The organism is uncultured Bradyrhizobium sp. (assembly GCF_936928535.1).
In the GTDB taxonomy this organism is placed as follows: Bacteria; Pseudomonadota; Alphaproteobacteria; order Rhizobiales; family Xanthobacteraceae; genus Bradyrhizobium.
On sequence record NZ_CAKZHY010000055.1, the window covers coordinates 1 to 25,588 of the forward strand.

Here is a 25,588-nt window from a genome sequence, read left to right on the forward strand (position 1 = left end):
CGCCGCTGGTGCCGCGCCCGCTGCCGGAGCAGCACCGGCGGCGGCGCCCGCCGTGATCGTGCTGCGTCCACTGCGCCCGCGCGAAGAGCTGTTCATCATCCGCTCCGCCTGCGCCGCAGACGTTCGCTCGCTCTGTGCCGGCGTCGCGCCCGGTGGCGGCCGCATCGTCCAATGCATCGCTAGCAACGCGGCGTCGCTGTCGCCGGCCTGCAAGGACGTGCTTGCACCATTCGCCGCGCGATAACAGGCGCAGTTCGCGATCATTGATATTGGGCGGCGTGAATTTCGCGCGCTGCCGGCGACCGATCCTTTGCCGACACCAGATTTCAATGACAACAAGACCGGGAGAAACGACATGCGTGCATTTCTGCTGACTGCGTCCGCGCTGCTCGCCTTCGCGGCGACCATGACCTTCGCGTCCTCCGACGCCAATGCGGTGGTGTGTGCGCGCGGCGTCTACCGCGCCGGTTGCGCCGGGCCGAACGGCGCCGTCGTCGTCCGCAGGCCGGTCCCGGTGGTCCACTGTACCAGGGTGCTGGTGAATGGGGTCTACGTGAAGCGCTGCGTCTGAGCCCGGGTGGTCAATCCGGCGCGGTTTGGCTATGATTCGCAACTGACGGGTTTGGGCACGCGCAAAGCGGGTGCCCACGGCCGTGCTGCGGCGCACCTCGTCTTGCCAATTGTTCCGCTGGCGCGGGAGACCGGAGCGCATTAGTCTACCCTGAGATAGTAAGTATACTGTCAATTAGGGAGTCAGGATTTGCGGATCGCCGTGATTGGCGGGGGGCCCGGCGGGCTCTACTTCGCCTATCTCTGGAAGAAGCGTCACCCCGAGGATCAGGTCGACCTGTTCGAACAGAACCCGGCCGACGCGACCTGGGGCTTTGGCGTCGTGTTCTCCGACCAGGCGCTTGAATTCCTGCGCGCCGACGACCCCGAGACGGTCGATGCGATTGCGCCGCATATGGAGAGTTGGGAGAACATCACGCTGAATCACGGCGGCGACAGCGTCGCCATCGACGGCGTCGGCTTCTCCTCGATTGGCCGGCTGGAGCTCCTGCAGTTCCTGCAGCGACGCGCGATCGATGTTGGCGTCACCCCGCGCTTCGACACCCAGATCCAGACGATCGACCAGCTCAACGGCCACGACCTGATCGTCGCCGCCGATGGCCTGAACTCGCTGGTACGCCGCGCCTATGAGGGCGATTTCGGCACCTCGCTGTCCTACTCCTCCAACAAATTCGTCTGGTACGGCACCTCGAAGCGCTTCGACACGCTGTCGCAGACCTTCGTGAAGACCGATCGCGGCGCCTTCAACGCGCACCATTATCGCTATTCGCCGAACATGAGCACATTCCTGGTCGAGTGCGATCACGCAACCTGGCAGGCCTATGGCTTCGCCTACAAGGACGTCGAGCAGTCAAAGGGCGTGTGTGAGGAGGTATTTGCCGACACGCTCGGCGGCCACTGCCTGGTCTCCAACAAATCGGTCTGGCGCAATTTCCCCTGGGTCTGGAACGAGCACTGGTCGTTCAAGAACATGGTACTGATCGGGGACGCGCTGCACTCGGCGCATTTCTCCATCGGTTCGGGGACGCGGCTCGCGATCGAGGACGCCATCGCGCTGGTCAAGGCGCTGGAATCGGACGCGCATCTGTCGACCGCACTGCATCGCTACCAGGCCGCGCGAAAGCCCGTGGTGCAGAAGCTCGTCAATGCGGCACGCACCAGCGCGTTCTGGTACGAGCATTTTGCCCAGCACATGCAGCTCGGCTTGATGGACTTCGCCTATAGCTACATCACCCGCTCCGGCCGGATCGACGATTCGCGGCTGCGCGCGATGTCGCCGGCCTTCATGGCGCGCTACGAGGCCGAGAAGAGCAACGACGGAGATGCGGTCGGCGAGGCGACGGCGTGAGCAACGCGATTCGCGACCGGCGACCGCTTCATCCGCGACAGCGACGGCTTCCACTTCTTCCGTGGCCGCGCCGATGATCTCATCAAGATTTCTGTCAGTGGGTCTATCCGCTCGAGGCGAACTTCCATCGATGAGCTGCCGAAGACCGGCACGGGAAGATCGATCGGCAGGCGTTGCTGCGGACGTGAGGGGGGGGCGGGCACTACACATTCAGTGTCGTCCCGGCGAAAGCCGAGACCCATACGCCGCAGCGGTGGTTGTGACGCGCGATGGTCATTGCCTGTCTTCGCCAAACTATTGCTGCGGCGTATGGGTCCCGGATCTGCGCTTCGCTTGTCCGGGACGACGGCGGAATTTTGGGTCGCGAGCTCGGCCCCTCACCCCGCCTTGCCCAGATGCTCCAGCGCGTCCTCGGCCCGGAGCGGCACGCGCGAGGCTTCGTTGTTGAGATCGACGAGCTGCGACATCAGCCCCAGCAGCGCCTTGCGCTCGGTGGGCTTGAGCGGCTCCAGCATGCGCGCCTGGGCGCGCTCGACGGCGGGGATGATCTCGCGCAGGATCGCAGCACCTTGCTTGGTCAGATAGAGCAGCTTGATCCGCTTGTCCTCGGGGGTCGGCTTGCGCTCGACAAAATCCTTGGCCTGGAGCCGTTCGATCACGCTGCCAAGCGTGGAGCGATCGAAAGCGATCACCGCCGACAGCCGCGTCGCATCGATGCCGGGATGGGTGTGGATCGCGATCAGCGCCGCATATTGCACCGGCGTGAGGTCGAAGGCCTTGCACTCCTCCATGAAGATCGAGACCGCGATCTGCTGCATGCGCCGGAACAGATAGCCCGGCGCGGCATAGACCGCGTCCATCGTGATCGGAGGAACAGGCTTACTCGGCATCGGGCTGCTTCTCCGGTGCAGCGTTGGCGAAGGCCGGCAGCGCCTTGGCGGCGGCCTCGGCCTCGAGCAGGCGCGGATAGGCAGAGACGTCGACACCGAAGCGGCGCGCATTGGCAAGCTGCGGCACGAGACAGAGATCGGCGAGCGTCGGAGCAGCGCCAAAACAAAACGGTCCCGGCTCGTCCTTGATCAGCGTTTCGCATGCCGACAGCCCCTCGCGGTTGACCCAGGCGGCCCAGTCCTGGACTCTCTCCTCGGGCAGCCCAAGCTCGCGCAGCCGCGCCAGCACTTTCAGATTCTGCACCGGATGGGTGTCGCAGGCGATCGCAAGCGCGAACGCGCGCACCTTGGCGCGCTGCAGCGGATCCTTCGGCAGCAGCGGTGGATTGGGATAGGTTTCATCCAGCCATTCGATGATGGCGACTGACTGGGTCAGCACCACACCCGCATCGTTCTCCAACGCCGGCACCAGGCCTTGCGGATTGATGGCGAGATAAGCGGGCGCACATTGTTCGCCCTTGCGAAGATGATGCGGCAGGTGCTCGGTGCCGAGGCCCTTGAGATTCAGCGCGATCCGGACGCGATAGGCCGCGCTGGAGCGGAAATAGCCGTGCAGCTTCATCAAACCCTCCCGGTCGTTTTCTATCATTCCGGGGTGGCTCGACAAGCCAAACCCGGAATCTCGAGATCCCGGGTTCTCGCTTCGCGAGCCCTGGAATGACTGCTTTGTACGTTACCACTCGCGTTGACGCTAGCCAGATAGTGAGTATACTGTCAATTTACAAAACGACGGGAGGCTCGTCATGGAAGCCGTGACCAAGACCCCGGAACGCGAAGCGTTCTACAAGAAGATCGACGGCGAGAATCTCACCGCGCTTTGGACGGTGATGAGCGACCTGATCACGCCGGAGCCGAAGAGCGCCTGCCGGCCGCATCTGTGGAAGTTCGACATCATCCGCGACTACATGACGGAAGCCGGCAAGCTCATCACCGCCAAGGAAGCAGAACGGCGCGTGCTGGTGCTCGAGAACCCGGGCCTGCGCGGCCAGTCAAAGATCACGACATCGCTCTATGCCGGCGTGCAGATGGTGGTGCCCGGCGACGTCGCACCCGCGCACCGGCACAGCCAGTCGGCGCTGCGCTTCGTGCTCGAAGGCAAGGGCGCCCACACCGCCGTCGACGGCGAACGCACCGCGATGGAGCCCGGCGACTTCATCATCACGCCGTCGATGACCTGGCACGATCATTCCAACGAGACCGATGAGCCGATGTTCTGGCTCGACGGCCTCGACATCCCGCTGGTGCAATTCTTCGACTGCTCTTTTGCGGAAGGCTCCAAGGAAGACCAGCAGAAGATCACAAAACCCGCAGGGGACAGCTTTGCGCGCTACGGCCACAATCTGCTGCCGGTCGATGTGAAACGATCGTCGAAAACCTCCCCGATCTTCAGCTATCCCTATGCTTACACCCGCGAGGCACTGGAGAAGGCCAGGACCAGCCAGGAATGGGACGCCTGCCACGGCCTGAAGCTGAAATTCAGCAATCCCGAGACCGGCGATTTCGCGATGCCGACCATCGGCACCTTCATCCAGCTGCTGCCGAAGGGTTTCAAAACCGCGCGCTATCGCTCGACCGATGCGACGGTATTCTGTCCGATCGAGGGGAAGGGCCGCAGCCGCATTGGGGACGCCGTGTTCGAATGGGGCCCGCGCGACCTGTTCGTGGTGCCGAGCTGGCAATGGGTGACGCACGAGGCGGATGACGATGCCGTGCTGTTCAGCTTCTCGGACCGGCCGGTGCAGCAGAAGCTGGATCTGTTTCGCGAGGATCGCGGCAACGCGTGAGGGTCACACTGCTCGCCACACCGTCATTGCGAGCGTAGCGAAGCAATCCAGGATCTTTCCGCGGAGGCAGTCTGGATTGCTTCGTCGCATCAGCGCAAAATTGCTGCGCAATTTTGACGCGAGCTCCTCGCAATGATGGCGGAAGCTACCGCCAGTGCAACAGCTTGATCTCCAGCCAGCCGATCACCTTGCCCACCACGAGCCCGAACACCGACAGGATCACCACGCCCGCGAGCAGTTGATCCGTCTGCATGAGATTGCCGGCCTGGAGCACGAAGGCACCGATGCCGTATTGCGCGCCGATCATCTCCGCGCTGACGACGAGCAGCAGCGCGACCGATGCCGTGATGCGGAATCCGGCGAGGATCGCGGGCAGCGCGCCGGGCCAGACTACCTTGCGCACGATGGTGGCAAAGGGAACGTTGAAGCTCTGCGCCATGCGGATCAGGTTGCGCGGCACTGCATCGACGCCGCTATAGACCGAGATCGCGGTCGAGAAGAACACGCCGAGCGCAATGGTTGCGATCTTGGGCTCTTCGCCGATGCCGAGCCAGAGGATCAAGAGCGGCAGCAGCGCGATCTTGGGGATCGGAAACAAGGCCGAGATGAAGGTGATGCCGACGCTGCGCGCCAGGCGCGACAGGCCGATGGCGAAGCCGACCACGATACCCGCCGCCGTGCCCAGCAGCCACCCGACGCCGATGCGCAGCAGCGAGGCCGACAGATGCTGCCAGAGCGCGCCAGACATCGCGAGCTCGTAGATCGCACGCACGATCGCCAAGGGCGCCGGCAGGAACAGCGGATTGACGAGCCTGGCGCTGCCGGCCGCCTGCCAGATTGCGATGACCAGCGCGAGCGCAATCCAGCCGCCGAACCGGCTGGAAGCAGGCACGAAGCCCGCGCCGCGGAAGCGCACGCGCCGCGTCGTTTCGTTGGCCGACGTCTCCGTCGCGCGATCAAGCATGCTGGACCTCGCGCTCGGCATCGATCGCCTCGTTGCGGATCAGCGACCAGATCTGGTTCTGGAGCGCGAGCAATTGTTCACGCGCAGCGATTTCGCCACGTTTGGCGCGTGTCATCGGCACCGCAACGACCTCGCGAATGCGCCCGGGACGGCGCGACAGTACCACAATGCGATCGGCAAGCCGCGCGGCCTCTTCGAGATTATGGGTGACATAGACCGCGCCCATGCCGCCATCGGCGAGCAGGCGGACGAAATCTTCCATCAAGAGTTCGCGCGTCTGCGAATCCAGCGCGGATAGCGGCTCGTCCATGAGAAGGATAGCCGGCTTGACCGCGAGCGCGCGCGAAATACCGACGCGCTGGCGCATGCCGCCGGACAGCTGCTTTGGATAGGTCTTGCGGAAATCAGTGAGCCCCGTGCGACGCAGGGCATCCTCGACCAGCGCGCGGCGCTGCGCGGCCGAGAGCCGAGTGTGCAGCAACGGGAATTCGACGTTCTCTTCGACATTCGCCCACGGCAGCAGAGCAAAGTCCTGGAACACGAAGGTCAGCGGATTGAGGCTGTCCGCCGGTGGCGCGCCGCGCAATTCGGGCGCGCCCGAGGACGGTTGCAGCAATCCGCCAAGAATCGACAGCAGCGTGCTCTTGCCGCAGCCGGAAGGACCCACGATCGCCACCACCTCGCCTGAACTCACCGTGAAGGAGACGTCGTCGAGCACGGCGAGGTCGCCGAAATGGTGGGAGATGTGATTGGCGATCAGGTCCATTCTACCTCGTCTATCCCATTCTCCGTCGTTCCGGGATGATCCGAAGGATCAGACCCGGGACCTCGAGATTCCGGGTTCTCGCTTCGCGAGCCCCGGAATGACGAACGGCTAATCCGCCTTCACATAGTCCTTGGCGATGATCGTATCCGCATCATAGCCCTTGTCGGCAAATCCCTGCTCCTGGAGCCATTTGATCTGGTTGTCGACGTTCTTGACGTCGAGCTTGCCGTCCGGATCGATATAGGCGCAGTTGCCGACCACCTGCTCGACCGGCAGATTGGTGTACTTCGCAATGATCTCCAGCAGCGGCTTGGTCTTGTCGTTGATCGGGGCTTTGCCGTCCTTCATCGAAGCCAGAATCACGTCGTGATATTCGCGGTCGGCTTTGGCGAGAACGCCCAGGAATTTCGTCACCAGCGCCTTGTTGGTCAGCGTCTTGGGCGAGGTGAACACTGCACCTAACTGCCACGGCGTCTCGTCGCCGACCCAGCCCAGGAATTTCGCGCCGCCATCGTCCATCAACTTGCGCGCCGTCGAGATCGGAAGCAGCGCGGCATCGACGGTCTCGCCTTTCAGTGCCGCCGCTGCGTTCGACAGCGATTGCAGCGGCACGATCTTCACGTCGGAAAGCTTGAAGCCGTATTTGTCGGCGAGCAGGCCGAGCGAATAATGGAAGGATGATCCGACCTGCGTCATCGCGATGCGCTTGCCCGCGAGGTCCTTCGGCGTCTTCAGGCCGGCAGCATAGGCGTTGTTGCTGGCGAAATAGCCGATCAGGGGATAGCCGGCCTTCTCGCGGCTCATGCCGCCGATCACCTTCAGCACGCCCTTGCCGGCGAGATTGTAGAGGCCCGCGGTGAAGGCGGTGACGCCAAAATCGACGTCGCCCGAGGTGGTGGCGACCGCGATCGGCTGTGCCGCGTCGAAGAATTTCAGCTCGATGTCGAGCCCCGCGTCGCGGAAATAACCCTTGTCCTGCGCGATGAAAACGGGCGCGGAAGACGACAGTCGGAGCACGCCGACCTTGGCCTTCAGCGCATCCTCGGCCCTCACAGTGCCCATCGCCATCATAGCCAAAAGGCTAAGTGCCGCGACCCGCGCAATCCCGATCATCCCGCTTCCTCCAATATTTCTCTTTTTACAGTCCGTTACAGGCCTTTCGGCACGGGCTGATCCCGACCGATGAAGGCGCCCTGTTGTTTCAACGTTTCCTGCAATTTTTCAACCGGTATGTCACGCGGGATCCGGTTTCCTGATAGCGCCAGCGCGGCCGCGGAACCGGCCGCCTCACCCATCACGAAGCAGGCCCCGGACACTCGCGCCGCCGACTGACCCTCATGGGTCATCGAGGCACAGCGGCCGGCGACAAGCAGATTGTCTACGCCATCAGGCACCAGCATGCGATACGGCAATTCGTTGTAGCCGCGCGATTCCGGGATTGGCGGGAAGGTGAAGATGACATCGCCTGAGACATGGGCCTCGATCGGCCAGCCGTTGACGCCGATGGAATCCTCGAACGAGGCACAGCCGAGCACGTCCTCGCCGCTGAGTTGGTAACCGCCTTTGATGCGGCGGGTCTCGCGGATGCCGAGTTGCGGCGGCAGGTCGACGATGTAGGACTTTTCAAAGCCGGGCACAGTGCGCAGGAATTCAAAGGCGGCGAGCGCCTGCTTGCGGCCCTCGATCTCGCCACGGGTGAGATCGTCGGGCTCGACGCCGTTGACGGCATGGCCGTCTTCGCGCGCGACCTGCGTGAAGTTCACCCGCCATTCGATGCCGGATTTTTGCGGCCGCACGATCGCGCTTTTCCGCGGAAACTTATGCGTGCCGGCGGCGGTGGCCGCTTCCATCAATTGAGGGATGGTGCGCCAGGCATCGCCCGCCCGCGCCGGATCGATGCCGTTGAGACGAAGCATCATTGACGGATACATGGGGTGGCCATGCTCGTCGCCGATCTCGAACGGCGCGCCGGCCCAGACCGCGAGGTCGCCGTCGCCGGAGCAATCGATGAAGATCTCCGAGCGCACCGCCTGCCGGCCGGCCTTGGTCTCGACCATCAGCGCGTCGATGCGGCGGTCGGAGCCCATCACGACGCCGGCGCCGAGGGCATGGAAGAGAATGTGCACCTTGTGGCGGGCCAGCAGCTCATCCGCCGCGATCTTATAGGCCGCAGTGTCATAGGCCTGCGCGAAGACCTTGCCGAGGATCAGATGCGGCGCATTGAGGCCGTTCAGACGATCGATCCGCGCCAGCAGATCGGATGCCATGCCCTGCACCAGGCGGACGGCCTCGCCGTAGACATTGCCATGCAGGCCGCAAAAATTGGTAACGCCGGCCGCGGTGCCCATGCCGCCGAGAAAACCGTAGCGCTCGATCAGCAGCGTCTTGCGCCCGGCGCGCGCGGCCGAGGCCGCAGCGACGATGCCGGCCGGACCGCCGCCGAGCACGACGACCTCGTATTCGCCATAGAGCGGCACCTGCCGTGCCGGTTCATCGATCGTCGTGGCCCGCATGGCGCGTCCCTTCCAAAATCCCTTGCTTGGGGCCGACTATGAATTAACGCGCGAAGGGCTACAATCCACCAATATATGCGATCAGCTTTCTCGAATCGCGAAAGGTCGACATGGACATCCTGGTGAACCTTCAGGCCTTCCTCGCCACCGCCGATACAGCCGGGTTTTCCGCCGCCGCACGAAAACTCAACGTCTCGACCTCAGTGGTGGCGAAACGCGTCACGCAACTGGAGGCACGGATCGGCACGCCGCTGTTTCACCGCTCCACCCGGCAATTACGGCTGACCGAGGCCGGGCAGCGCTATGTGCATCGCGCCCGCGGCGTCGTCACCGATGCCACCGATCTGCTGTCGCGCATGGGCGAGAAAGGCCACGACCTCGTCGATCACCTCCGCATCAAGGCGCCCACCTCGATGACGGTGGCGCGGCTTGCGGATGCCTTCAGCGCATTCCAGACGCAAAACCCGCGGCTCAAGCTGGAGATCGTGCTGATCGATCGCCCGGTCGATCCCGTCAGCGAAGGCTTTGACATTGCCATCGGCGCCTTCCCGCATTCCTTCGGCGGCGTGGTCGACGAGCCGCTGGTCCCGCTAAAGCGATTGCTCTGCGCCTCGCCGGCTTATTTGAAGACGCACGGTACGCCAAAACATCCGCGCGACCTCGTCGAGCATCGCTGCCTCAGCTTCATGCCGACAGGTCCCGAATGGGTCTTTGACGGGCCGCGCGGCCGCATCACCATCCAGGTCAGCCCGCTGCTCTCCTCCAACGAGGGGCACGTGCTGGCGCGCAGCGCGATTGCCGGCAACGGCATCGCGCTGATGTCGCATTATCTCGTCGCCGATGCGTTGCGCGACGGCACGCTGAAGCCGGTGTTGCGCGACTTTCCGATCCCGGAATTGTGGGTCAAGGCCGCCATCCCCGAGCGGCGACGCAACGCAGCAGCCGTGCAGGCACTGCTCACTTTGCTGAAGACGTCACTTGCGCCGTCGCTCTAAATGCCGACGCTCAATCCTTCCCACCGCCCCACTTCGCCGCCCGCTTCTCGGCAAAAGAGGCCAGCCCTTCCGCCGCCTCCGCGCTCTGGCGCTTGAGAGAATGCAGCTGGACGAGCCGCGTGTAGGCGGCATCGTCCACCGCCATGCCACCGAACGAGCTCTCCAGCGCCAGCCGCTTGGTCTCGGCCAACGCCTCCGGTCCGTTGGCGAGCAGCTGCTCCACCACTTTCGCGCCCGCGGCTTCGAGATCGGCCAGCGGCACCACCTCGTGGACAAGGCCGATGCGGCGAGCGTCCTCGGCGCCAAAGCGTTCGCCGGTCAGCGCGTAACGGCGGACTTGCCGCACACCAACGGCATCGCAGAGCTGCGGAATGATGATCGCGGCGGTCAGGCCCCAGCGCACCTCGGTGATGGAGAACAGGGCGTTGTCGGCGGCGATCACGACATCGCAGGCCGCAATCACGCCGGTGCCACCACCGAAGCAACCGCCCTGCACCAATGCAACGGTCGGGATCGGCAAGGTATTGAGCCGCTGCACGGCCTCGAACGTCGCCCGCGACGCCGCCTCGTTGGCGCCAGGTGATTGCGGCCGCACGCCGTTGATCCATTTGAGGTCGGCGCCGGCCTGGAAATGCTTGCCGTTGCCTTTGAGCACGACAACGCGAAGACCAGGCTTCTTGCCCAGATCGTCCATGGCCGCGAGCACACCCGCGATCAGGGCGCCGTCATAGGCATTATTCACCTCCGGCCGGTTCAACGTGACGGTCGCAACCCCACGTTCATCAAGGCTCCACAGGACGGGGCTGGCAGTCATCGGCGATCCTCCGGTCATTCTGATGGCGCGCATAATGGCCGAGGCAACGCAGTCCGATCCATATCTTTCCAGCGTGGGGCGGCCGCGTCCATCGCATGGCGGCTTGTGTCATGCTGCGCCGGGCGACGACCAGAGATTCAGGGACGGGACATCATATGCGCATCTGCATTTTCGGCGCGGGCGCCGTCGGAAGCCACCTCGCGGTCAGGCTCGCCCGCGCCGGCCACGAGGTCTCGTGCGTCATGAGGGGCGCGCATCTGGAGGCGGTCCGCGCCAACGGCCTGAAGTTGCGCGTCGGCGATTCCGAGGTTTCGGCCAAGGTGAACGCGTCAGGCGATCCGGCCCAGCTCGGTCCCCAGGACGTCGTGATCTCGACGCTGAAAGCCACGGCACTGACTGGCCTCGTCTCCAGCATCAAGCCGCTGCTCCAGGACGACACCGCCATCGTGTTCGCCCAGAACGGCATCCCCTGGTGGTACGGGATCGGCCTGCCACCTCGGCACCCGACGCCGCCGGACATCTCCTTCCTCGATCCGGGCGGGCGCCTGCGCGCCTGCATCCCGAAGGAGCGGATCATCGGCGGCGTGGTCTTCTCCTCCAACGAGGTGACTGCACCCGGGGTGGTGCAGAACCTCACGCCGGACCGCAATCGCCTCCTGATCGGCGAATGCGATGACCGCAATTGCGAGCGCATCACCAAGCTCCGCAGTGTCTTCAACGACGCGCGGCTGGAATCGCCGCCGGTGGCCGAGATCCGCGAGGCGATCTGGTCAAAGCTGCTGACCAACATGTCGCTCTCGGTGTTGTGCCTGCTGACGGGCCAGACGGCGCGCGGTGTCCGCGACGACCCCGCCTTCGCCGAGGTCATCCCGCGCATGCTGAACGAGGCCAACGATATCGCGCAGCACTTCATTCCCGAGGTCAAGCGCGTGACGCGCAGCGGTCCCGCCCCCAATCACAAGCCGTCGCTGCTGCAGGATTACGAGCTCGGCCGTGCCATGGAGATCGACGTGCTGGTGAAGGCGCCCGCAGCCTTCGCGCGCACCGCCGGCCTGTCGACCCCGACGCTCGACCTGATTGCCGCGCTCGCGATCCAGAAGGCGCGCGACAAGGGGCTGTATTCCGCCTGAGTGTCAGGCGAGCTTGTCGATCCAGGCCGCGAGCGTGTCGAGCGCCTCGCTGAGCGCCTCATCGTTGGTGCGGCCGGACTTCTTCAGCACCGCAAAGCCGTGATCGCCGCCTTCGATGTCATGCAGCGTCGCCTTCGTCCCGAGCGCTGCGACGACGGGCCTGAGCAGGCCGAGATCGGCCAGTCCATCGCGGGTGCCCTGCAGGAACAGCATGGGGATCTCGACACGGGCGAGATGCTCGGCGCGCTCGGTCGATGGCTTCTTGTCGGCATGCAGGGGAAAGCCGAGGAAGGCGAGACCCCTGACACCAGGCAAAGCCGCCTTCGACTGCGCCTGCGAGGTCATGCGGCCGCCGAACGACTTTCCGCCGGCGACGAGCTTCAATCCCGGGCACAGCCGCGCGGCCTCCTCGACCGCCGCGCGGATGGTGGCATGCGCGACCGCCGGCTGGTCGGGCCGGCCCTGCTTGTTCTCCATATAAGGAAAATTGAAGCGGAGCGTCGCGATGCCGCGCTTCGCCAGGCCACCCGCAATCTTGTCCATCGACGCATGCCGCATGTCAGTGCCGGCGCCATGCGCCAGAACGTAGCAGGCGCGTGCGCTGTCCGGCTGCATCAGGATCGCGGAGACCGCGCCGATGCGTTCAATGTCGAGCTTGAGCTCTTTGGTTTTGACAGCCACAATCAACCATCCCGACAGACGCTACTATGGCTGCCTTGGTAGCGTCCCCTGCGCAGCCTGAAAACACAATAATTGACGACGCCGACTAGCCTACCAAGCCGTATCAACCGAGGATAACCATGGCCTACCGCTCCTCCTGGATGACCGAAGAGCTCGAAATCTTCCGCGACCAGTTCCGGAAATATCTCGCCAAGGACCTGGCGCCACATGCCGAAAAATGGCGCGAGCAGAAGATGGTCGATCGCTTCGCGTGGCGCGGTCTCGGCGAGATGGGCGCGCTGCTTGCGAGCGTGCCCGAGGAATATGGCGGGCTGGGCGCAACCTTCGCCTATGACGCCGCCGTGCTGGATGACCTCGAAAGCACCGTGCCGGAGCTGACCACCGGCGTCTCCGTGCACAGCGCCATCGTCGCCCACTACATCCTCAACTACGGCTCGGAGGAGCAGAAGAAGCGCTGGCTGCCGAAGATGGCCTCGGGCGAGATGGTCGGCGCCATCGCCATGACCGAGCCCGGCACCGGCTCGGATTTGCAGGCCGTCAAGACCACGGCGAAGAAACAGGGCAATTCCTATGTCATCAACGGCCAGAAAACGTTCATCACCAACGGCCAGGCTGCCGATCTCGTCGTGGTGGTCGCACGCACGGGCGAAGCTGGCGCCAAGGGCATCTCGCTGATCGTGGTCGAGACCGCAGGCGCCGAGGGTTACAAGCGCGGACGCAACCTCGACAAGATCGGGCTGCACGCCTCCGACACCTCGGAGCTCTTTTTCGACAACGTCACCGTGCCGCCGGAGAACCTGCTCGGCAAGGAGGAAGGCCAGGGTTTTGTCCAGCTGATGCAGCAGCTGCCGCAGGAACGCCTCGCGCTCGCGGTCGGCGCCGTCGCCGCGATGGAGCGCGCCGTCAAGCTCACCGTCGATTACACCAAGGAGCGGAAGGCGTTCGGCAAGCCGCTGATGGATTTCCAGAACACCGCCTTCACGCTCGCCGAACGCAAGACCGAAGCGATGATCGCGCGCGTCTTCGTCGACTGGTGCATCGAGCGCCTGGTCGCTGGGGATCTCGACACCGTGACGGCATCGATGGCGAAATACTGGTGCTCGGACAAGCAGGTGCAGACTGCCGACGAATGCCTCCAGCTGTTCGGCGGCTACGGCTATATGCAGGAATATCCGATCTCCCGCATCTTCATCGATTCGCGGATCCAGAAAATCTATGGCGGCACCAACGAGATCATGAAACTCTTGATCGCCAGATCCCTGTAAATCAGGCCGCTGTCATCGCGTTTGGCGCGCTCTCCAGTCACGCGGCCGGCAGCCAAAGCGCTGCTTGAAGCGCCGCGTGAAATGGGAGAGGTCCGAAAAGCCCCAGTCGAAAGCGATGGAGCCGATCGCCTGGTCCGCTTTCGCAGGATCGCTCAAATCGCGGGCCGCACCGTCCAGCCTGCGGTCCATGACATAGTCCGAGAATGTGGTGCCCGCGCGCTCGAACAGCTTGTGCACGTAGCGCTCGCTGATGCCGATCGCGCGCGCGACATCCGCCACGGTCAGCCCCTGCTCCGAAAGCCGCTCATGCACCGCACGGCGGAGCGCCAGCGCGGTCGCGTCGGCAAAGCTCGCGGCCTCCGCGGTCTGCGCGCGCAAGCGGCGGGACAGGCTCAGCGCCACGAGGTCCAGCAGCACGCCGAACAGCCTGACGGCTTCGCCTTCCGTCATCCGCAGCGCGCCGGCATTCAGCGATCGCGCCGTCTCGACGATGAGGTGGCCGACGAAGGGATCGTCGGATACGCGCTCGACCCTGAAGTCGAAGGATGGCGGCAGCCGATCGCGCAGCTCGCGCGAAGGCACCCAGAACGATGCGACCTCCAGTGTCGGCCCGCGATCATGCAGGAGCTTCACCTCCCGGTCGCTGTCGCAGATGCCGACCTGGCCGCGCGACAGGCTGACGTCGCGGCCGCCCTGGACCACGCGGCAGCGTCCTGCGAGCTTGAAGTTGAGATAGAAGCAGCTTTCGGTCGACGCTGCGATGTCCGCACGCGAGCGATGCACGGTGTGCTCGGGAAAGACCACCCGGTTGATGGCGCCATTGCCGATCTTGATCGCCTCGACCTTGGCCGGAAAACGTGAGGTGGTCGCCGATTCCGGCGTCAGGTTCATGAAAGCCTGGCAGATTGCCTCCCGATAATAGGAGAACTGCTCCTCCGGCCGCGTGCCCCCGGTGTCCCAAACCAGATGCCGGGGCCGGCTTTCGGACATGAGCTGCTCCATCAGTTCGCTCCAAGGCCAATCCGGTTCAGCGTCAGACAAGCGGGCGGCGGGCCCGGCGGTTCAGTATGGCCGCAACAAAGACGATGACGGGCGTTCAGCCGGCATATTTGGGCAACGTCCATCGCCGCACCGATCTAAGCAGTCTTCCGAGGGAGCTACAACATGTCGACCTACGTTCTCGTCCATGGCGCCTGGCACACCGGTGCCGAGTTCGAGCCTGTTGCGGCCCCGATCCGCGCCCATGGCCATCAGGTCTACACGCCCACCATCAAAGGCAACCGCGCGGGCGACGCCAAGACGACAGGGCTGAAGGAGGCGATCCAGTCGATCGCCGACTACCTCGCCGAGAACAATCTGAAGGACGTCGTCCTGCTCGGCCATTCCTATGGCGGCATGGTCATCACCGGCGTCGCGGACCTCGCGCCCGAGCGCATCCGCCGCCTGATCTACTGGAACGCCTTTGTGCCAAGCAATGGCGAGAGCCTCAACGACATGGTGCCACCGCATTATGTCGGGCTGTTCGATGCGATCGCAGCCGAACGCGGCGATGGCTCTGTCGTGCTGCCCTTCCCGATCTGGCGGGAGGCCTTCATCAACGATGCCGATCTCGAGCTGGCGCAGAAGGCCTATGACGTCCTCAATCCGCATCCGCTGAAGACCTTCAGCGACAAGATCGCGCTCAAGACCAATCCCGCCGACATGCAGCTGGCAAAATCCTACATCAACTGCACCGAGGACACCGCGCTGCCGCACAGCCTTGGCTGGCATCCGCGGCTGTCGGAGAAGCTCGGCCTGTTCCGCCTGGTGCAGGTCTCGGGAAGCCATGAGCTGTGCTTCTCCGATCCGGCGCGCCTTGCAAAAGCGATCATGGAGGCGGGACGCGACTGATGCGCGCGCTCAGTTCGGATGCCACCAGCGGCCGCCGATGACGACGCCTTCGGAGACGATCTTCTTGCTTCCGATGAGGTGCTCGCCAACGACGTCTTCATAGTCGAACTGGCCTTCCCTGATCGAGATCATTGTGGCATCGCCGACGCAGCCGGGCTTGAGGCTGCCGAGTTCGGGGCGCCGCAGCGCCATCGCAGCGTTCTCCGTCGAGGCCGCGATCACGTCCGACAGCGACATCCCCATGCACAGGAATTTCGACATGGTCGTCACCTGGTCGAAGGCCGGGCCGTCGATGCAGAGCTGATGGATGTCGGACGAGATGGTGTCCGGATAGAAGCCGTTGGCGAGCATGGCGCGCGCGGTCTTGAACGCGAACGAGCCCTTGCCATGGCCGATGTCGAACAGCACGCCGCGCTCGCGCGCGTCCAGCACCGCCTTCTTCACCGTCCCCTGCGCGGTCGCCGGCGAGTTCGGGAAGGGCCGGAACGCATGGGTGAGCACGTCGCCGGGACGAAGGCGGGCGAGCACCTCTTCATAGGTTGGCGGCGGATGGTCGATATGCGCCATCAGGGGCATGCCGACCTCGTCGGCGACCTGGAGCGCGATGTCGAGCGGCACGGCGCCCGAGGTCCCCGAGGAGTGCAACCCGACCCGCACCTTGATGCCGACGATGACGTCGCGGTTGGCGTCCGCCACCTTGGCCGCCTCGATCGGATTCATCAGCCGCAATTCCTCGCTCTCGCCGACCATGATCCGCTGCGAGAAGCCGAAAATGCCGGCATGGGAGACGTGCAGATAGGCGAGAATGCGAACCTCGCTCGGCTCGATCACGTGCTTGCGGAAGCCGGCGAAATTGCCGGGACCGGCGCTGCCGGTGTCGACCGAGGTGGTGACGCCGGAGGCGCGGCAGAATTCCTCGGCATCGATGCCGAGCGAGGTGCCGCCCCAATAGACATGGGTGTGGAGATCGATCAGCCCCGGCGTCACGATGAACTGCGAGACATCGCGCACTTCGGTGCCAGGATCCGCCTTGAGCCCGGAGCCGACCGCGGCAACCTTGCCGCCCGAGAACGCGACATCCGTCACGGCATCGAGTTTCTGAGACGGGTCGATCACCCGCCCGCCGCGCAGGATCAAGTCGAAAGGCATCATGGTCTCCGAATTTGCGGTGAGGCTTTCAGCCTCAGCCAGGAGGGCTGCTCACCGCCTGTAGCAATTTTTGAGCCGGGCAGGCAAACTGCGCGAGCAGCCCGCAGAGCGGCGACGCTGCCACGGACGCCGAGGGAATTCACCATGGGGAGGATTTGGCAACGATCTGCGCGGTTGGCATGCTTCGCGGGCTTAGTCTGCGCGCTTGCAGCGGTTGCAACGATCGTCTCCGCCGAAGACAAGTCCGGCGACATCAGGGGCACCACACTCGATCCCACGGCGGACAATCTCGCTGCGACCTGGCGTAACGCCAATCTCGTGTTGCCGGCCTCGCTGACCGGCCGCGAGCGCTGGCAAGGCATTCCGTCTGCTGCGCCCGACGTGACCGGCAAGGCGCCGCTTGTCGTGCTGCTGCATGGATCGAGCGGCGTCGCGCCGGCCGTGAAGGATTTTCAGGTCTGGCTCGCTGATACGCTGGGGCTCGCTTCGGTTGCTCCCGACAGCCTCGCGATCGACGGACGGCTGACCTATGTGTCGCCCGTGCCGGTCGAGATCTATGAACGCGTCCACACACTGCGCCTTGCCGAGCTCACGCACGCGCTTGAGGCCTCGAAGTCATGGGCCTGGGTTGACCGCGCCCGCATCGTGATCGCCGGCACCAGCGAGGGATCGGTCGCGGTGAGCCGCTATGCCGGCCCGGAGAGCGCAGCGCGCCTGATCTATTCGTGGTCGTGCGAACCCAACTATTTCGTCGATCGTCCCCGCCCGGGCTTTGGTCCCGAGGAGCCCGTTTTCAATGCCATCTCAGCGCGCGACCCGTATTTCTCGCCGAGCAATCCCTGGAACAAGGACTATGCCGTCACCGGCACGTGCGCTGGCGCGCTGAAAGGCAATCTCCATGCGGTCGTCTTCGTCGTGGATGCGGAGGTGCACACGATTCTCAACCGGCCAGACGTGCGCGAGGCGACCTCACGCTTTCTCACAAGCGTCCTTAAGCCGTAATGGCGATCCCGGCATGACTCGAACATGCGACCTACGGTTTAGGAAACCGCCGCTCTATCCGGCTGAGCTACGGGACCGCGGAACCTGCAACGGATGCAGGCACTCGGGCCTCCATAGCAGAACGAACCTCAAACCGCCAGCGCCGCGATACTCTGAAAAAGGACGATGCGGCGCCCTCGATCGGGTTCGTCACGCACGATCACCGTCGTTCACTGTCCTCTCTTCCGAATGGCCTTCCTGGAGCACCGCAGCGATGTCCGATTTCTTCTTCCGGACGCGGCGAGGACCACGCCAACCGTCGACCGCATTCAAGGCCCGTAGTCCGAGAACGTGACCGAGGTGCCGGTAACTTTCGAACTGGGACTCCGAGAACCATTGGTTGGTGGTCGCCTCGTGCGGGAATTCCCGGTGCCGGGCGCGGTAGGCCAGCACGTCGGACGGCAGATGCTCGCACGCTTTTGGCAAAGAAGGCTTCAGATAGACCAGTTCGCCGGTGAACCCTCGGGCGTCGGCTGTTGCGGGATACTCGATCGTTCCGATCGAGAACGCCTCCTCGCTAAATCCACTGTGGTCGACCTCGAGCGGCTTGAGGTCAATCGAGATATCAACCCCAAAATCGACACGGCACTTCTGGACGGCGTTTCCCAGATCCGAGAAGGTTCGCCGCGGGTCGGCACCTGCATCCACGCAGAATATCCGGGCGCATCGGCGCCGCACCAGCTCGTAGATTCCAAGATTTTCGAAGTGGCCTCCATCGGAAACGTAGACCCAGTCCCGCCGTTCGTTGGTCGTTCCGAGCAATTCGCACAGGTACCAATAGGCTCCGAGGTCCGGACTGGGCTCTTTCCAGCGTGCAGTTTTTTTCTGATGTGCCGTATTCGGGACCCATCGTCCCAAACGCAGGTTCATCAGCGTCAATACGAAAGCAAGCGGGCCGCGGCTGGCAAACCCCATTTGCGAACTGACCGCGGCTCCCGAAGTTGCTATCGCTGTTCCAGCCATGACGCCCGGGGAGACGGCACGAAATCCCCAGGGCTCATGCACATATTCGTCGGTGCGCACGAAGCCTCCGCGAATCCGGTCGCCGGACGTGATGCTGGACATCTCGGTGGATTCGAGCCAGTAGCCACACCACCTCGGAGAGAACGTAAACGACGCGGCCTTCCTCTGTTGCCAGGCAAGATCCTGCCCTTGGGTGATGTTCAAAGCTGCATTGACCAGCAGATAGGGGCGCTGCTCCCTCAACTCGCTCAGCGCAAAATCGTCGCTTGGATCAAAACCGGCAAAGGGATTTGGCAGGCGCCCCGCGCCGTGAGCAGCCCCGAGATAGCAGCGAACCAGTCGATTTCGATACAGGTTTTGCAGAGAAAACGTATTCACATCGAGAACGAAGAAGCTGGCCACCACCAAAATCGTAATGACCACAAAGGCACTGATTGCAGGCATCCACAAGAACCAGCTCATCGGATGAAGGCCCGGCGCCGGTCCGATCGAAAGTGCCTGGACCAGCTCGCTGATGTGCTGGTTCAGCACGCCGCTATATGACATCTCGCTGCCCGCCTTCAGTTGATCGCTACCGACGACCCAGAGAAAAAAGATGCTCTGGAACGAGACGGTCAGCGCGGAAATGAAGATCACCACCACCAACCAGCAGACCGCCATCATCCCCGAGCGTTGCGTTTCGCCCTCTGCTGCAATGGCTTGAAGATCCCTGCGCCGCCGAAGCACGGAGCGCGCCACCAGGAACGAGACGATCAAGGCAGCCGCACCGACGACGCTGAGCAGCGGATAAGCCTGTATCGTCCTGTGGATTTTTGCGTATGTCCATCCTGCGAAGGGCCGGGCGTGGATGATCAGGGTACTGATCACCAGCCAGACGCCCGCAAGCCCCGACAGTTCGCCCAGAAATCGATTCAACCATTCGCGCGTGAACTCGGAGTAGGTATTTCCAACCACTCCCATCCAGATCAGGAAGATCAGCCAGAGAAACAGAACCTCGACGACAGGCCCGAGCGCCATGATGTGGATTGCGCTGCGGCCATTGATTTCCGACAGCCCAAACAATGACGACCCGGCGCTGGCGAGACCATAGGCCAATGCCGCGCAAACCAGTGTCGCGGCAATGTAGCGAGGAGCTTCGCCTCGAACGTCCCTGAAGGCGGTAGCGATGCTGGAGGGAAGCAGCCGGACCAGGCCCCGCATGCCGCCGCGGATTTCCGGAAGGCCCGGATTTAACAGCACATAAGCCAACACACCGCCCAGCAGCATCGCAAGGACTGCGACGGCGACCACGATGAAGATGGGAAGCCACCCCAACTCACCGACATGGAAGCAAATCCACATCGAGCCGTTAACGAGACTGACAGCGAGCGGGACCAGAGTGAACACACGCGGCCAGCTCTGTACCACCATAATCGCCTTGACGACGCGTTCGTGCCGACCGGTCGCTTGCAACCGCCGCACGTCATGACTCTGCAGTGTCAGGTTGAGGGCGATCGAGGCGACCGCTACGAACATGAACAGCACGGCGCCAGGCCCGACTCTGTCGACTTCCCCTTCAACGCGCGTGAGGTCCGCCATCCCGACGGCAATGACCATGTGCGCGAATGCCAGGACGAGCAGAACCGAAAAGATTCCGAGCAGAAGGTTCAGGAACAGATTTCGCAGAAACCCCGACATCGCGGCCAGGGTGTCGCTGCTGAACAGGCCCAGCCTGGGCGTCAGATAGTTGCTATAGGCTCTCAGGAACCGGATTTCAGGAGCTTCTTCAGCGCTGTTTCGCGTGTTGCGCGGCGTTATTCGTGCTTCGACATCAGCAACCGGATCGGGCTTGTCTTCAAGCCGAGCCCGGTAAATGCAGGCAGACAGCCAGGTCCCGATGTAACCACCGCCCGATACGGTGGAAATGTAATCGATGCTTGCAAGCCGTTGCCTTTGAGCCAGGGCCTGAAGAACCCCGAGCGAGAATGTCGCGCTTCGAATTCCTCCACCCGACAGCGCCAGGCCGAAGAACTCATCCTGTTCGGCTGAAGGCTCCGGCCGCAGGCGCGCGGTTTCTGTCGAGGACCGTCTTATCCTCGCCCGGGCATTCTCTCTTGCAATTTCACGAAGCCTGTCGAGGTGGATCCGCTCGTCGTAAAGCACATCCGACAGTTTGGCCCATCGTTCAACGATGACACCGTCTTGCGCATTCTCCGGCCCGAAGTCCATCGGAGCCCTCCACAAATGTCTTTGTCGCAATAGGTAGGTGTGCTGTCATATTAATACCCGTGATGGTAGTGGAAATGTCGCTTTTCATCAAGTGATGACGATCGTCGTCCGATCAGGATTTGCCATACGCACCCTGGTAGCGGCCCTCGCGGATCGCCTTCAGCGTGTCGTCCTCGCGCTTGATCTGGACGCGCACCGCCTCCAGCAGGGCCGCGGCACCGGCTGCTGGAAACGACACCACGCCGTCCTCGTCGCCGACCACGATGTCGCCGGGCGAGATCACGCTGCCGCCGACCGTCACGGGCACGTTGATCTCGCCGGGACCGTTCTTGTAGGGGCCGCGGTGGATCACCGCGCGGGCGAAGCAGGGAAAGTCGTCCGCGGCGAAGGCGGCGACATCGCGGATCGCGCCGTCGATCACGTAGCCCTCGGCTTTTCGCCACTGCGCGATGTTCTTCATGATCTCGCCGACCAGCGCCCGGCTTTCGTCGCCACCGCCATCGACCACGATGACATCGCCGGGGCCGACCAGCTCGAGCGCGCGGTGGATGGCGAGATTGTCGCCAGGCCGGGTGCGCACCGTGAAGGCCACGCCCACCAGCTTGCCGCTGCGATGATAGGGCTTTAGCCCGACCGCGCCCGGTAACCGGCTGAGATTGTCGGAAATGATCGAGGTCGGTGCATTCCTGAAACCTTCGATGAGGTCAGCCGGCGGCTTCGGCACGCTGTTCGCTGCGATCGTGATCGTCATGGCATTTGGTCCTTCTGTGATTCTTTATTCCGGATGCGCCCGCGCCTTCGCCGGCATGATGCGGAAGGCGCGGCCTTCCTTCAAGGGCGGCCTTCATCAGCGCTCTGCACCACAGCCCGGGCTGTCGAACAGAGCGGCGAGGCCGCATTTGGAGGTCAGCATCTCGTCGCCGTCATGCCCGACGCCGGCGACGTCCCACACTGTATGATTGGGCATGCCGTGATCGCGCTTGCTGGAAAGACAGGCGGCAATAGTCCCTGGCCGCCAACCGAGAGCTGCGCATCGGCCACGACCTTCGCCGGCTTGCCGTTAGGGACGTCGTCCTCCGCGGCAAGGACGCGGCCGCAAAGCATCACCAAAGCGATTGCGACCAGCCAGCTCGGCGCTCTCATGACGAAGATTTCCTTGTCGTATCAAACTGATAAAATTCTAAGCGCATCATGTGCTGCGGGGCTGTGACTCCCGAGCCACGTCAAGCAAAAAATGTCAGCAACCCAGCCATGAAATTCCCGGGTTCCATGGGTGACAAGCCGGCGAGAAAGGGGCAAAAATCAGCCACGATTCAGTTCGGGTTGAGTCTCACAAGGAATGCTCTCGTAGAATGTCGGACGTAGTTGCATCGCGTCGCGCGGCGGCGTTTCTCGTTGCCGCAGCAGGATTATTTCTGCTGACCTTGCCGCATGCCCACGCGCAATGGTGGAAGCGCGCGCCCGTCGATTTCGAGGAATGCGCCGACGCTGCCGAAAAGTCGGCAAGCAAGGCCGAAAAGACCGCAGCACTTGCCGACTGCAACGCAAAGTTCGCGGGCCGACGCAAGGCCGGCGGCGGCTATACCTATTACGACTTCCTCCAGGATCGCAGCTTCGACATCGCAGGTCCAAACCCGACGCCGGAAGAGCAAAAGAGGATCGACGAATCCTACACGGCCTATCTCGCCGATCAGCGCCGCAGCAATGAAGCCGCCCAGGCGACGGCGCGGCAGCAGCGCGAGCAGCAGGAGCAGCAAGCGCAGCGGCTTCAGCAGGTCGCGCTGCGAACCGAGGTCGAGCGCGTGCCCGTTCCGGTCGAACGGCCGAAGGTGTTGCGACAGAAGGGCGCGCCCTGCACGAAGGGCTCGTTCTCCTGCGAATGGCCGCGGCTGTCGGAAGGCCTCAGCGAGTTGAAGAAGCTGTTCAGCCCGACGCCGAACAAGCCGGCGAAGAAGGGGTAGCTGTCTCCACATCCGTCATTGCGAGCCAACGGGTCCGCGCCCGTTGGCTCGCAATGACGCGTGGATGGAGATCCGCGTCAGTCACTTTACCGTCGCCCTGGCGAAAGCCAGGACGACGACCGAGCACGCTGGGCTTCAGTGCTTCTGCTTCTTCTTGCTGCGCTTCGGCGTCGTCACCGGCTCCGGCGCGGTCGTCGTATTGCCCAGCGCCTTGCGGCTCTCCTGCAGGCGCGCGTCGTAGCCGGGTGAGTTCATGACGGTCGGCGGCCTCGCGTAGGCGAGCGTCGACGCGCCGCAGAACGCGACCAGCGCGAGCCCGATCATAACACAACGCCTCATCGGTTTCTCCATTGCGTTCAAACCACGCCGCGAATCTGCTGCGGCGAAAGTCGCGGCGGGCCCTTGCCTGATGTCTCGGCCTCCTTGATCAGCGCAACAATGCGCCGCATCAGCGGCACATCGACGTTGTTTTTCCCGGCGAGCGCGATCATCGCGCCCTGGAGATAGTCGATTTCGGTCTTGCGGCCCTGCTTCAGATCCTGCCACATCGAGGACCGCGCCTCCGGGTCGATCTTCATCGTGCGCCCGAGGATCGCGTTGAAGACCATGTCGGGCAATCGCAGCAAGGTCGGCGTCCAGTTTGGCGGGATCGGCGTCGCCGAGGCCGGTGTGATGCCGGCAGCCTTGAGCACCGCGAGGCCCTCAGCCATCTGGTCGGCGAACAGCCGTCGCCAGTCACGGCTTGCCAGCTGGGCCGCGAGCGGCATGTCGGACAGCGCACTGAGCGCATTGTTCAGATTGATGATCAGCTTGCCCCATTGCACGCCGACGATGTCGCGGCTCGCGCGGATGGCGAGATCAGGCACCGAAAGAGCGGCGGCCGTGTTGTCGGCATCTTCACCGACTGTAATGTCTCCCGAGGTCGAACGGTGGAAACGTCCCTCGCCCATCGCAACCACGTTGAACGGCACCATGCCGGCGAGCACGCGGCGACCGTCGAGACGTTCGTTCAGAATGGCAACATTGCCGACGCCATTCTGCAACGACACGATCACGGCATCCTGCGGCGCGTGCTGCGCGATCTGGTCCGCGACATCGGCCGTGTCGGCGCTCTTGACCGTGACGAGCACGATGCCGGCGCTGTGGAAGATCGCAGGGTCCTCCGACAGCGCCAGCTGGCCGGCACCGAGCTTCTTCTCGGCGCCGCCGAAATCCGTCAGCCGCAGGCCGAACCGCTCGATCTCGGTCTTCACCCGCGGCCGCACCAGCAGCGCGACCCGGCGATCGGCAGCTGCCAGCATGCCGCCGACAAAGCAGCCGATGGCGCCCGCGCCCGCCACCACGATCGGTCGATCCGTCACCACCCGACATGCCCCCTGAATGATCGGCTTTCGATAGCAGAGCGAGGAGGCACAGGCGAGGCCGGCGGCCCACCGCAGCCACGGCGCATCTGCCTTGTAACCGTCATGAGAGCCTCATATGTTTTTGCCCGGGGGCGCTGTCAGCGGCGAGAGCTCGCCGGACGAGAACGCCAAAGGAGAGCACCATGGGTCTACTCGACGTCCTCAACGGCATGCAGAACGGGCCCCGCGGCCCGAGCACGCCGAGCTCCCAATCATCCTCCGGCGGCATGTCGCCGATGACCATGGCGATCCTCGGCCTGCTCGCCTGGAAGGCCTTCAAGCATATGACGGCAGGTCAGCCGAACGCGGCGCCGCAGTCTGCACCTGCTCCCGTGCCCCCGCCCGTGAATACGGGACCGGGCGGAGGTCTTGGTGGCGCTCTCGGCGGCGGTGGCGGCCTCGGTGATATTCTCAAGGGCCCCCTTGGCGGCCTGCTCGCGGGCGGCGCGGCCGGCTCAGTGCTGAGCGGTGGCCTCGGCGATCTCCTCAACCAGCTCCAGCAGGGCGGCCATGGCGAGACCGCAAACAGTTGGGTGGGCAAGGGCGAGAACAAGCCGATCGCACCCGGCGACCTCGCCAATGCGCTCGGCGCAGACCAGATCCAGAGCCTGTCGGCCCAAAGCGGCCTGTCGCGTGACGAGTTGCTCTCCGGCCTCAGCCAGTACCTGCCGCAGGTGGTCGATCATCTGACACCGGACGGACGGCTGCCGACCGAGAACGAGCTCTCGGGACGAATTTAATCGAACTCTGATCAACTTTGGCTTGGCAAGGGGAGCACTGACATGAGCATGGGTGGCCTGTTGTGGATCATCATCATCGGCTTCGTCGCCGGCCTCATCGCGCGTTTTCTGGCGCCGGGACCGAATAATCCGAGCGGCTTCATCCTCACCACCATCCTTGGCATCGTCGGCGCATTTCTGGCGACTTTCGTCGGCCAGGCCATCGGCCATTACGGCCCGGATCAGGGCGCGGGATTCATCATGGCCACGATCGGCGCGGTGGTGGTGCTGTTCATCTGGCACCGCCTGGTCGCGAGCGGCGTGATCAAGGGATAGCGAAAACTCTCTCGTCGTCCCGGACAAGCGCGCCCTAAGCGCGCGCCGATCCGGGACCCATACGCCGCAGCAGCAGTTTGGCGAAGGCTCGGAGTTACCGTCTCGCGCCAAAGCCCTCCCTTTGGTTATGGATCCCCG

Annotated in this window: 25 protein-coding genes, 1 tRNA gene and 2 pseudogenes; 12 read left to right on the plus strand and 16 right to left on the minus strand. The window is 63.8% G+C overall.

All coding sequences use genetic code 11. The features are described 5' to 3' along the window. The 3 genes and pseudogenes from Q0687_RS07335 to Q0687_RS07345 all read left to right on the plus strand — a co-directional run. A pseudogene (locus Q0687_RS07335) lies at positions 1-244 on the plus strand (hypothetical protein); the annotation flags it as partial. A gap of 111 nt (positions 245-355) precedes the next feature. After that, positions 356-571 carry a hypothetical protein gene (locus tag Q0687_RS07340; protein WP_298873942.1) on the plus strand — a complete coding sequence of 72 codons (216 nt, stop codon included), beginning with the start codon at positions 356-358 and terminating at the stop codon, positions 569-571. 189 nt (positions 572-760) lie between these two features. Next, positions 761-1,918 carry an FAD-dependent monooxygenase gene (locus Q0687_RS07345; protein WP_298873944.1) on the plus strand — a complete coding sequence of 386 codons (1,158 nt, stop codon included), beginning with the start codon at positions 761-763 and terminating at the stop codon, positions 1,916-1,918. 377 nt (positions 1,919-2,295) lie between these two features. On the opposite strand, the gene Q0687_RS07350 is transcribed toward Q0687_RS07345, so the two are convergent. Continuing rightward, a complete protein-coding gene (locus Q0687_RS07350; protein WP_298873946.1) occupies positions 2,296-2,808 on the minus strand; it encodes a MarR family transcriptional regulator in 513 nt (170 codons plus the stop codon). Beyond that, positions 2,798-3,430: a maleylacetoacetate isomerase gene (gene maiA / locus Q0687_RS07355; protein WP_298873948.1), complete on the minus strand. Its 633-nt coding sequence runs from the start codon at positions 3,428-3,430 to the stop codon at positions 2,798-2,800. The genes Q0687_RS07350 and maiA overlap by 11 nt, the downstream gene beginning before the upstream one ends. Before the next feature lie 181 nt (positions 3,431-3,611). On the opposite strand from maiA, the gene gtdA reads away from it, so the two are divergent. Beyond that, positions 3,612-4,652: a gentisate 1,2-dioxygenase gene (gene gtdA, locus Q0687_RS07360; RefSeq protein ID WP_298873950.1), complete on the plus strand. Its 1,041-nt coding sequence runs from the start codon at positions 3,612-3,614 to the stop codon at positions 4,650-4,652. Positions 4,653-4,797: 145 nt separating this feature from the next. Here the strand turns inward: gtdA and Q0687_RS07365 are convergent, their stop codons facing one another. From Q0687_RS07365 to Q0687_RS07380, 4 genes are all read right to left on the minus strand, one after another. Then, a complete protein-coding gene (locus Q0687_RS07365) occupies positions 4,798-5,616 on the minus strand; it encodes an ABC transporter permease (protein ID WP_298873952.1) in 819 nt (272 codons plus the stop codon). Continuing rightward, positions 5,609-6,382, minus strand: a complete 774-nt coding sequence (locus tag Q0687_RS07370) for an ABC transporter ATP-binding protein (protein ID WP_298873954.1) — start codon at positions 6,380-6,382, stop codon at positions 5,609-5,611. Before Q0687_RS07370 ends, Q0687_RS07365 begins: the two co-directional genes overlap by 8 nt. A gap of 108 nt (positions 6,383-6,490) precedes the next feature. Next, entirely contained in the window at positions 6,491-7,495 is a 1,005-nt protein-coding gene (locus Q0687_RS07375) for an ABC transporter substrate-binding protein (RefSeq protein ID WP_298873956.1), read from the minus strand. Between the two features lie 35 nt (positions 7,496-7,530). Then, positions 7,531-8,895 carry an FAD-dependent oxidoreductase gene (locus Q0687_RS07380; RefSeq protein ID WP_298873957.1) on the minus strand — a complete coding sequence of 455 codons (1,365 nt, stop codon included), beginning with the start codon at positions 8,893-8,895 and terminating at the stop codon, positions 7,531-7,533. Between the two features lie 110 nt (positions 8,896-9,005). Between Q0687_RS07380 and Q0687_RS07385 the strand changes: the two genes are divergently transcribed. Next, on the plus strand, positions 9,006-9,890 hold the full coding sequence (locus Q0687_RS07385; protein ID WP_298873959.1) for a LysR family transcriptional regulator: 885 nt from the start codon (positions 9,006-9,008) through the stop codon (positions 9,888-9,890). 10 nt (positions 9,891-9,900) lie between these two features. On the opposite strand, the gene Q0687_RS07390 is transcribed toward Q0687_RS07385, so the two are convergent. After that, a complete protein-coding gene (locus Q0687_RS07390) occupies positions 9,901-10,704 on the minus strand; it encodes an enoyl-CoA hydratase-related protein (RefSeq protein WP_298873961.1) in 804 nt (267 codons plus the stop codon). Between the two features lie 155 nt (positions 10,705-10,859). Here Q0687_RS07390 and Q0687_RS07395 point away from each other — a divergent pair, with 155 nt between their 5' ends. Continuing rightward, complete coding sequence (locus Q0687_RS07395; protein WP_298873963.1) at positions 10,860-11,834, plus strand: ketopantoate reductase family protein; 975 nt, start codon at positions 10,860-10,862, stop codon at positions 11,832-11,834. 3 nt (positions 11,835-11,837) lie between these two features. Here the strand turns inward: Q0687_RS07395 and Q0687_RS07400 are convergent, their stop codons facing one another. Further along, the gene (locus tag Q0687_RS07400) at positions 11,838-12,515 is read right to left on the minus strand and encodes an alpha/beta family hydrolase (protein WP_298873965.1); all 678 of its coding nucleotides are present in this window, start codon (positions 12,513-12,515) and stop codon (positions 11,838-11,840) included. Positions 12,516-12,634: 119 nt separating this feature from the next. Here Q0687_RS07400 and Q0687_RS07405 point away from each other — a divergent pair, with 119 nt between their 5' ends. Then, complete coding sequence (locus tag Q0687_RS07405) at positions 12,635-13,780, plus strand: acyl-CoA dehydrogenase family protein (protein WP_298873968.1); 1,146 nt, start codon at positions 12,635-12,637, stop codon at positions 13,778-13,780. Positions 13,781-13,792: 12 nt separating this feature from the next. Here Q0687_RS07405 and Q0687_RS07410 read toward each other — a convergent pair whose 3' ends face one another. After that, positions 13,793-14,782 (minus strand): helix-turn-helix domain-containing protein, encoded by a 990-nt coding sequence (locus Q0687_RS07410; RefSeq protein WP_298873970.1) that lies wholly within the window; start codon positions 14,780-14,782, stop codon positions 13,793-13,795. A 162-nt stretch (positions 14,783-14,944) separates the two neighbouring features. Between Q0687_RS07410 and Q0687_RS07415 the strand changes: the two genes are divergently transcribed. Further along, positions 14,945-15,670, plus strand: a complete 726-nt coding sequence (locus tag Q0687_RS07415; RefSeq protein WP_298873972.1) for an alpha/beta hydrolase — start codon at positions 14,945-14,947, stop codon at positions 15,668-15,670. Between the two features lie 9 nt (positions 15,671-15,679). Here Q0687_RS07415 and Q0687_RS07420 read toward each other — a convergent pair whose 3' ends face one another. Beyond that, positions 15,680-16,819: an amidohydrolase/deacetylase family metallohydrolase gene (locus Q0687_RS07420; RefSeq protein WP_298874129.1), complete on the minus strand. Its 1,140-nt coding sequence runs from the start codon at positions 16,817-16,819 to the stop codon at positions 15,680-15,682. Positions 16,820-16,993: 174 nt separating this feature from the next. Here Q0687_RS07420 and Q0687_RS07425 point away from each other — a divergent pair, with 174 nt between their 5' ends. Next, positions 16,994-17,821, plus strand: coding sequence for a hypothetical protein (locus Q0687_RS07425; RefSeq protein ID WP_298873974.1), 828 nt, complete (start codon positions 16,994-16,996; stop codon positions 17,819-17,821). On the opposite strand, the gene Q0687_RS07430 is transcribed toward Q0687_RS07425, so the two are convergent. The 4 genes and pseudogenes from Q0687_RS07430 to Q0687_RS07445 all read right to left on the minus strand — a co-directional run. Continuing rightward, positions 17,822-17,898 (minus strand) — tRNA-Arg (locus Q0687_RS07430). Positions 17,899-18,010: 112 nt separating this feature from the next. Further along, complete coding sequence (locus tag Q0687_RS07435; RefSeq protein ID WP_298873976.1) at positions 18,011-21,031, minus strand: patatin-like phospholipase family protein; 3,021 nt, start codon at positions 21,029-21,031, stop codon at positions 18,011-18,013. A gap of 112 nt (positions 21,032-21,143) precedes the next feature. Beyond that, on the minus strand, positions 21,144-21,782 hold the full coding sequence (locus Q0687_RS07440) for an RraA family protein (RefSeq protein WP_298873978.1): 639 nt from the start codon (positions 21,780-21,782) through the stop codon (positions 21,144-21,146). A gap of 96 nt (positions 21,783-21,878) precedes the next feature. After that, a pseudogene (locus Q0687_RS07445) lies at positions 21,879-22,016 on the minus strand (alpha/beta hydrolase); the annotation flags it as partial. A gap of 367 nt (positions 22,017-22,383) precedes the next feature. Here Q0687_RS07445 and Q0687_RS07450 point away from each other — a divergent pair. After that, a complete protein-coding gene (locus tag Q0687_RS07450; RefSeq protein WP_298873980.1) occupies positions 22,384-22,992 on the plus strand; it encodes a hypothetical protein in 609 nt (202 codons plus the stop codon). A 135-nt stretch (positions 22,993-23,127) separates the two neighbouring features. Here Q0687_RS07450 and Q0687_RS07455 read toward each other — a convergent pair whose 3' ends face one another. Together Q0687_RS07455 and Q0687_RS07460 are read right to left on the minus strand one after the other, a co-directional pair. Next, positions 23,128-23,331, minus strand: coding sequence for a hypothetical protein (locus Q0687_RS07455; protein ID WP_298873981.1), 204 nt, complete (start codon positions 23,329-23,331; stop codon positions 23,128-23,130). 17 nt (positions 23,332-23,348) lie between these two features. Next, on the minus strand, positions 23,349-24,356 hold the full coding sequence (locus tag Q0687_RS07460; RefSeq protein WP_298873983.1) for a 2-dehydropantoate 2-reductase: 1,008 nt from the start codon (positions 24,354-24,356) through the stop codon (positions 23,349-23,351). Positions 24,357-24,538: 182 nt separating this feature from the next. Between Q0687_RS07460 and Q0687_RS07465 the strand changes: the two genes are divergently transcribed. Both Q0687_RS07465 and Q0687_RS07470 read left to right on the plus strand, forming a co-directional pair. Beyond that, positions 24,539-25,135: a YidB family protein gene (locus tag Q0687_RS07465; protein WP_298873985.1), complete on the plus strand. Its 597-nt coding sequence runs from the start codon at positions 24,539-24,541 to the stop codon at positions 25,133-25,135. A 42-nt stretch (positions 25,136-25,177) separates the two neighbouring features. Beyond that, on the plus strand, positions 25,178-25,450 hold the full coding sequence (locus Q0687_RS07470; protein WP_298873987.1) for a GlsB/YeaQ/YmgE family stress response membrane protein: 273 nt from the start codon (positions 25,178-25,180) through the stop codon (positions 25,448-25,450). The last annotated feature ends 138 nt before the right edge of the window (positions 25,451-25,588 follow it).

Bases quoted from the DNA above. Each gene is read 5' to 3' on its own strand.
- Q0687_RS07340 (WP_298873942.1), top strand. From the start codon at position 356: ATGCGTGCATTTCTGCTGACTGCGTCCGCGCTGCTCGCCTTCGCGGCG.
- Q0687_RS07350 (WP_298873946.1), bottom strand. From the start codon at position 2,808: ATGCCGAGTAAGCCTGTTCCTCCGATCACGATGGACGCGGTCTATGCC.
- maiA (WP_298873948.1), bottom strand. From the start codon at position 3,430: ATGAAGCTGCACGGCTATTTCCGCTCCAGCGCGGCCTATCGCGTCCGG.
- gtdA (WP_298873950.1), top strand. From the start codon at position 3,612: ATGGAAGCCGTGACCAAGACCCCGGAACGCGAAGCGTTCTACAAGAAG.
- Q0687_RS07365 (WP_298873952.1), bottom strand. From the start codon at position 5,616: ATGCTTGATCGCGCGACGGAGACGTCGGCCAACGAAACGACGCGGCGC.
- Q0687_RS07370 (WP_298873954.1), bottom strand. From the start codon at position 6,382: ATGGACCTGATCGCCAATCACATCTCCCACCATTTCGGCGACCTCGCC.
- Q0687_RS07375 (WP_298873956.1), bottom strand. From the start codon at position 7,495: ATGATCGGGATTGCGCGGGTCGCGGCACTTAGCCTTTTGGCTATGATG.
- Q0687_RS07380 (WP_298873957.1), bottom strand. From the start codon at position 8,895: ATGCGGGCCACGACGATCGATGAACCGGCACGGCAGGTGCCGCTCTAT.
- Q0687_RS07385 (WP_298873959.1), top strand. From the start codon at position 9,006: ATGGACATCCTGGTGAACCTTCAGGCCTTCCTCGCCACCGCCGATACA.
- Q0687_RS07390 (WP_298873961.1), bottom strand. From the start codon at position 10,704: ATGACTGCCAGCCCCGTCCTGTGGAGCCTTGATGAACGTGGGGTTGCG.
- Q0687_RS07395 (WP_298873963.1), top strand. From the start codon at position 10,860: ATGCGCATCTGCATTTTCGGCGCGGGCGCCGTCGGAAGCCACCTCGCG.
- Q0687_RS07405 (WP_298873968.1), top strand. From the start codon at position 12,635: ATGGCCTACCGCTCCTCCTGGATGACCGAAGAGCTCGAAATCTTCCGC.
- Q0687_RS07410 (WP_298873970.1), bottom strand. From the start codon at position 14,782: ATGGAGCAGCTCATGTCCGAAAGCCGGCCCCGGCATCTGGTTTGGGAC.
- Q0687_RS07415 (WP_298873972.1), top strand. From the start codon at position 14,945: ATGTCGACCTACGTTCTCGTCCATGGCGCCTGGCACACCGGTGCCGAG.
- Q0687_RS07420 (WP_298874129.1), bottom strand. From the start codon at position 16,819: ATGCCTTTCGACTTGATCCTGCGCGGCGGGCGGGTGATCGACCCGTCT.
- Q0687_RS07435 (WP_298873976.1), bottom strand. From the start codon at position 21,031: ATGGACTTCGGGCCGGAGAATGCGCAAGACGGTGTCATCGTTGAACGA.
- Q0687_RS07440 (WP_298873978.1), bottom strand. From the start codon at position 21,782: ATGACGATCACGATCGCAGCGAACAGCGTGCCGAAGCCGCCGGCTGAC.
- Q0687_RS07450 (WP_298873980.1), top strand. From the start codon at position 22,384: ATGTCGGACGTAGTTGCATCGCGTCGCGCGGCGGCGTTTCTCGTTGCC.
- Q0687_RS07455 (WP_298873981.1), bottom strand. From the start codon at position 23,331: ATGAGGCGTTGTGTTATGATCGGGCTCGCGCTGGTCGCGTTCTGCGGC.
- Q0687_RS07465 (WP_298873985.1), top strand. From the start codon at position 24,539: ATGGGTCTACTCGACGTCCTCAACGGCATGCAGAACGGGCCCCGCGGC.
- Q0687_RS07470 (WP_298873987.1), top strand. From the start codon at position 25,178: ATGAGCATGGGTGGCCTGTTGTGGATCATCATCATCGGCTTCGTCGCC.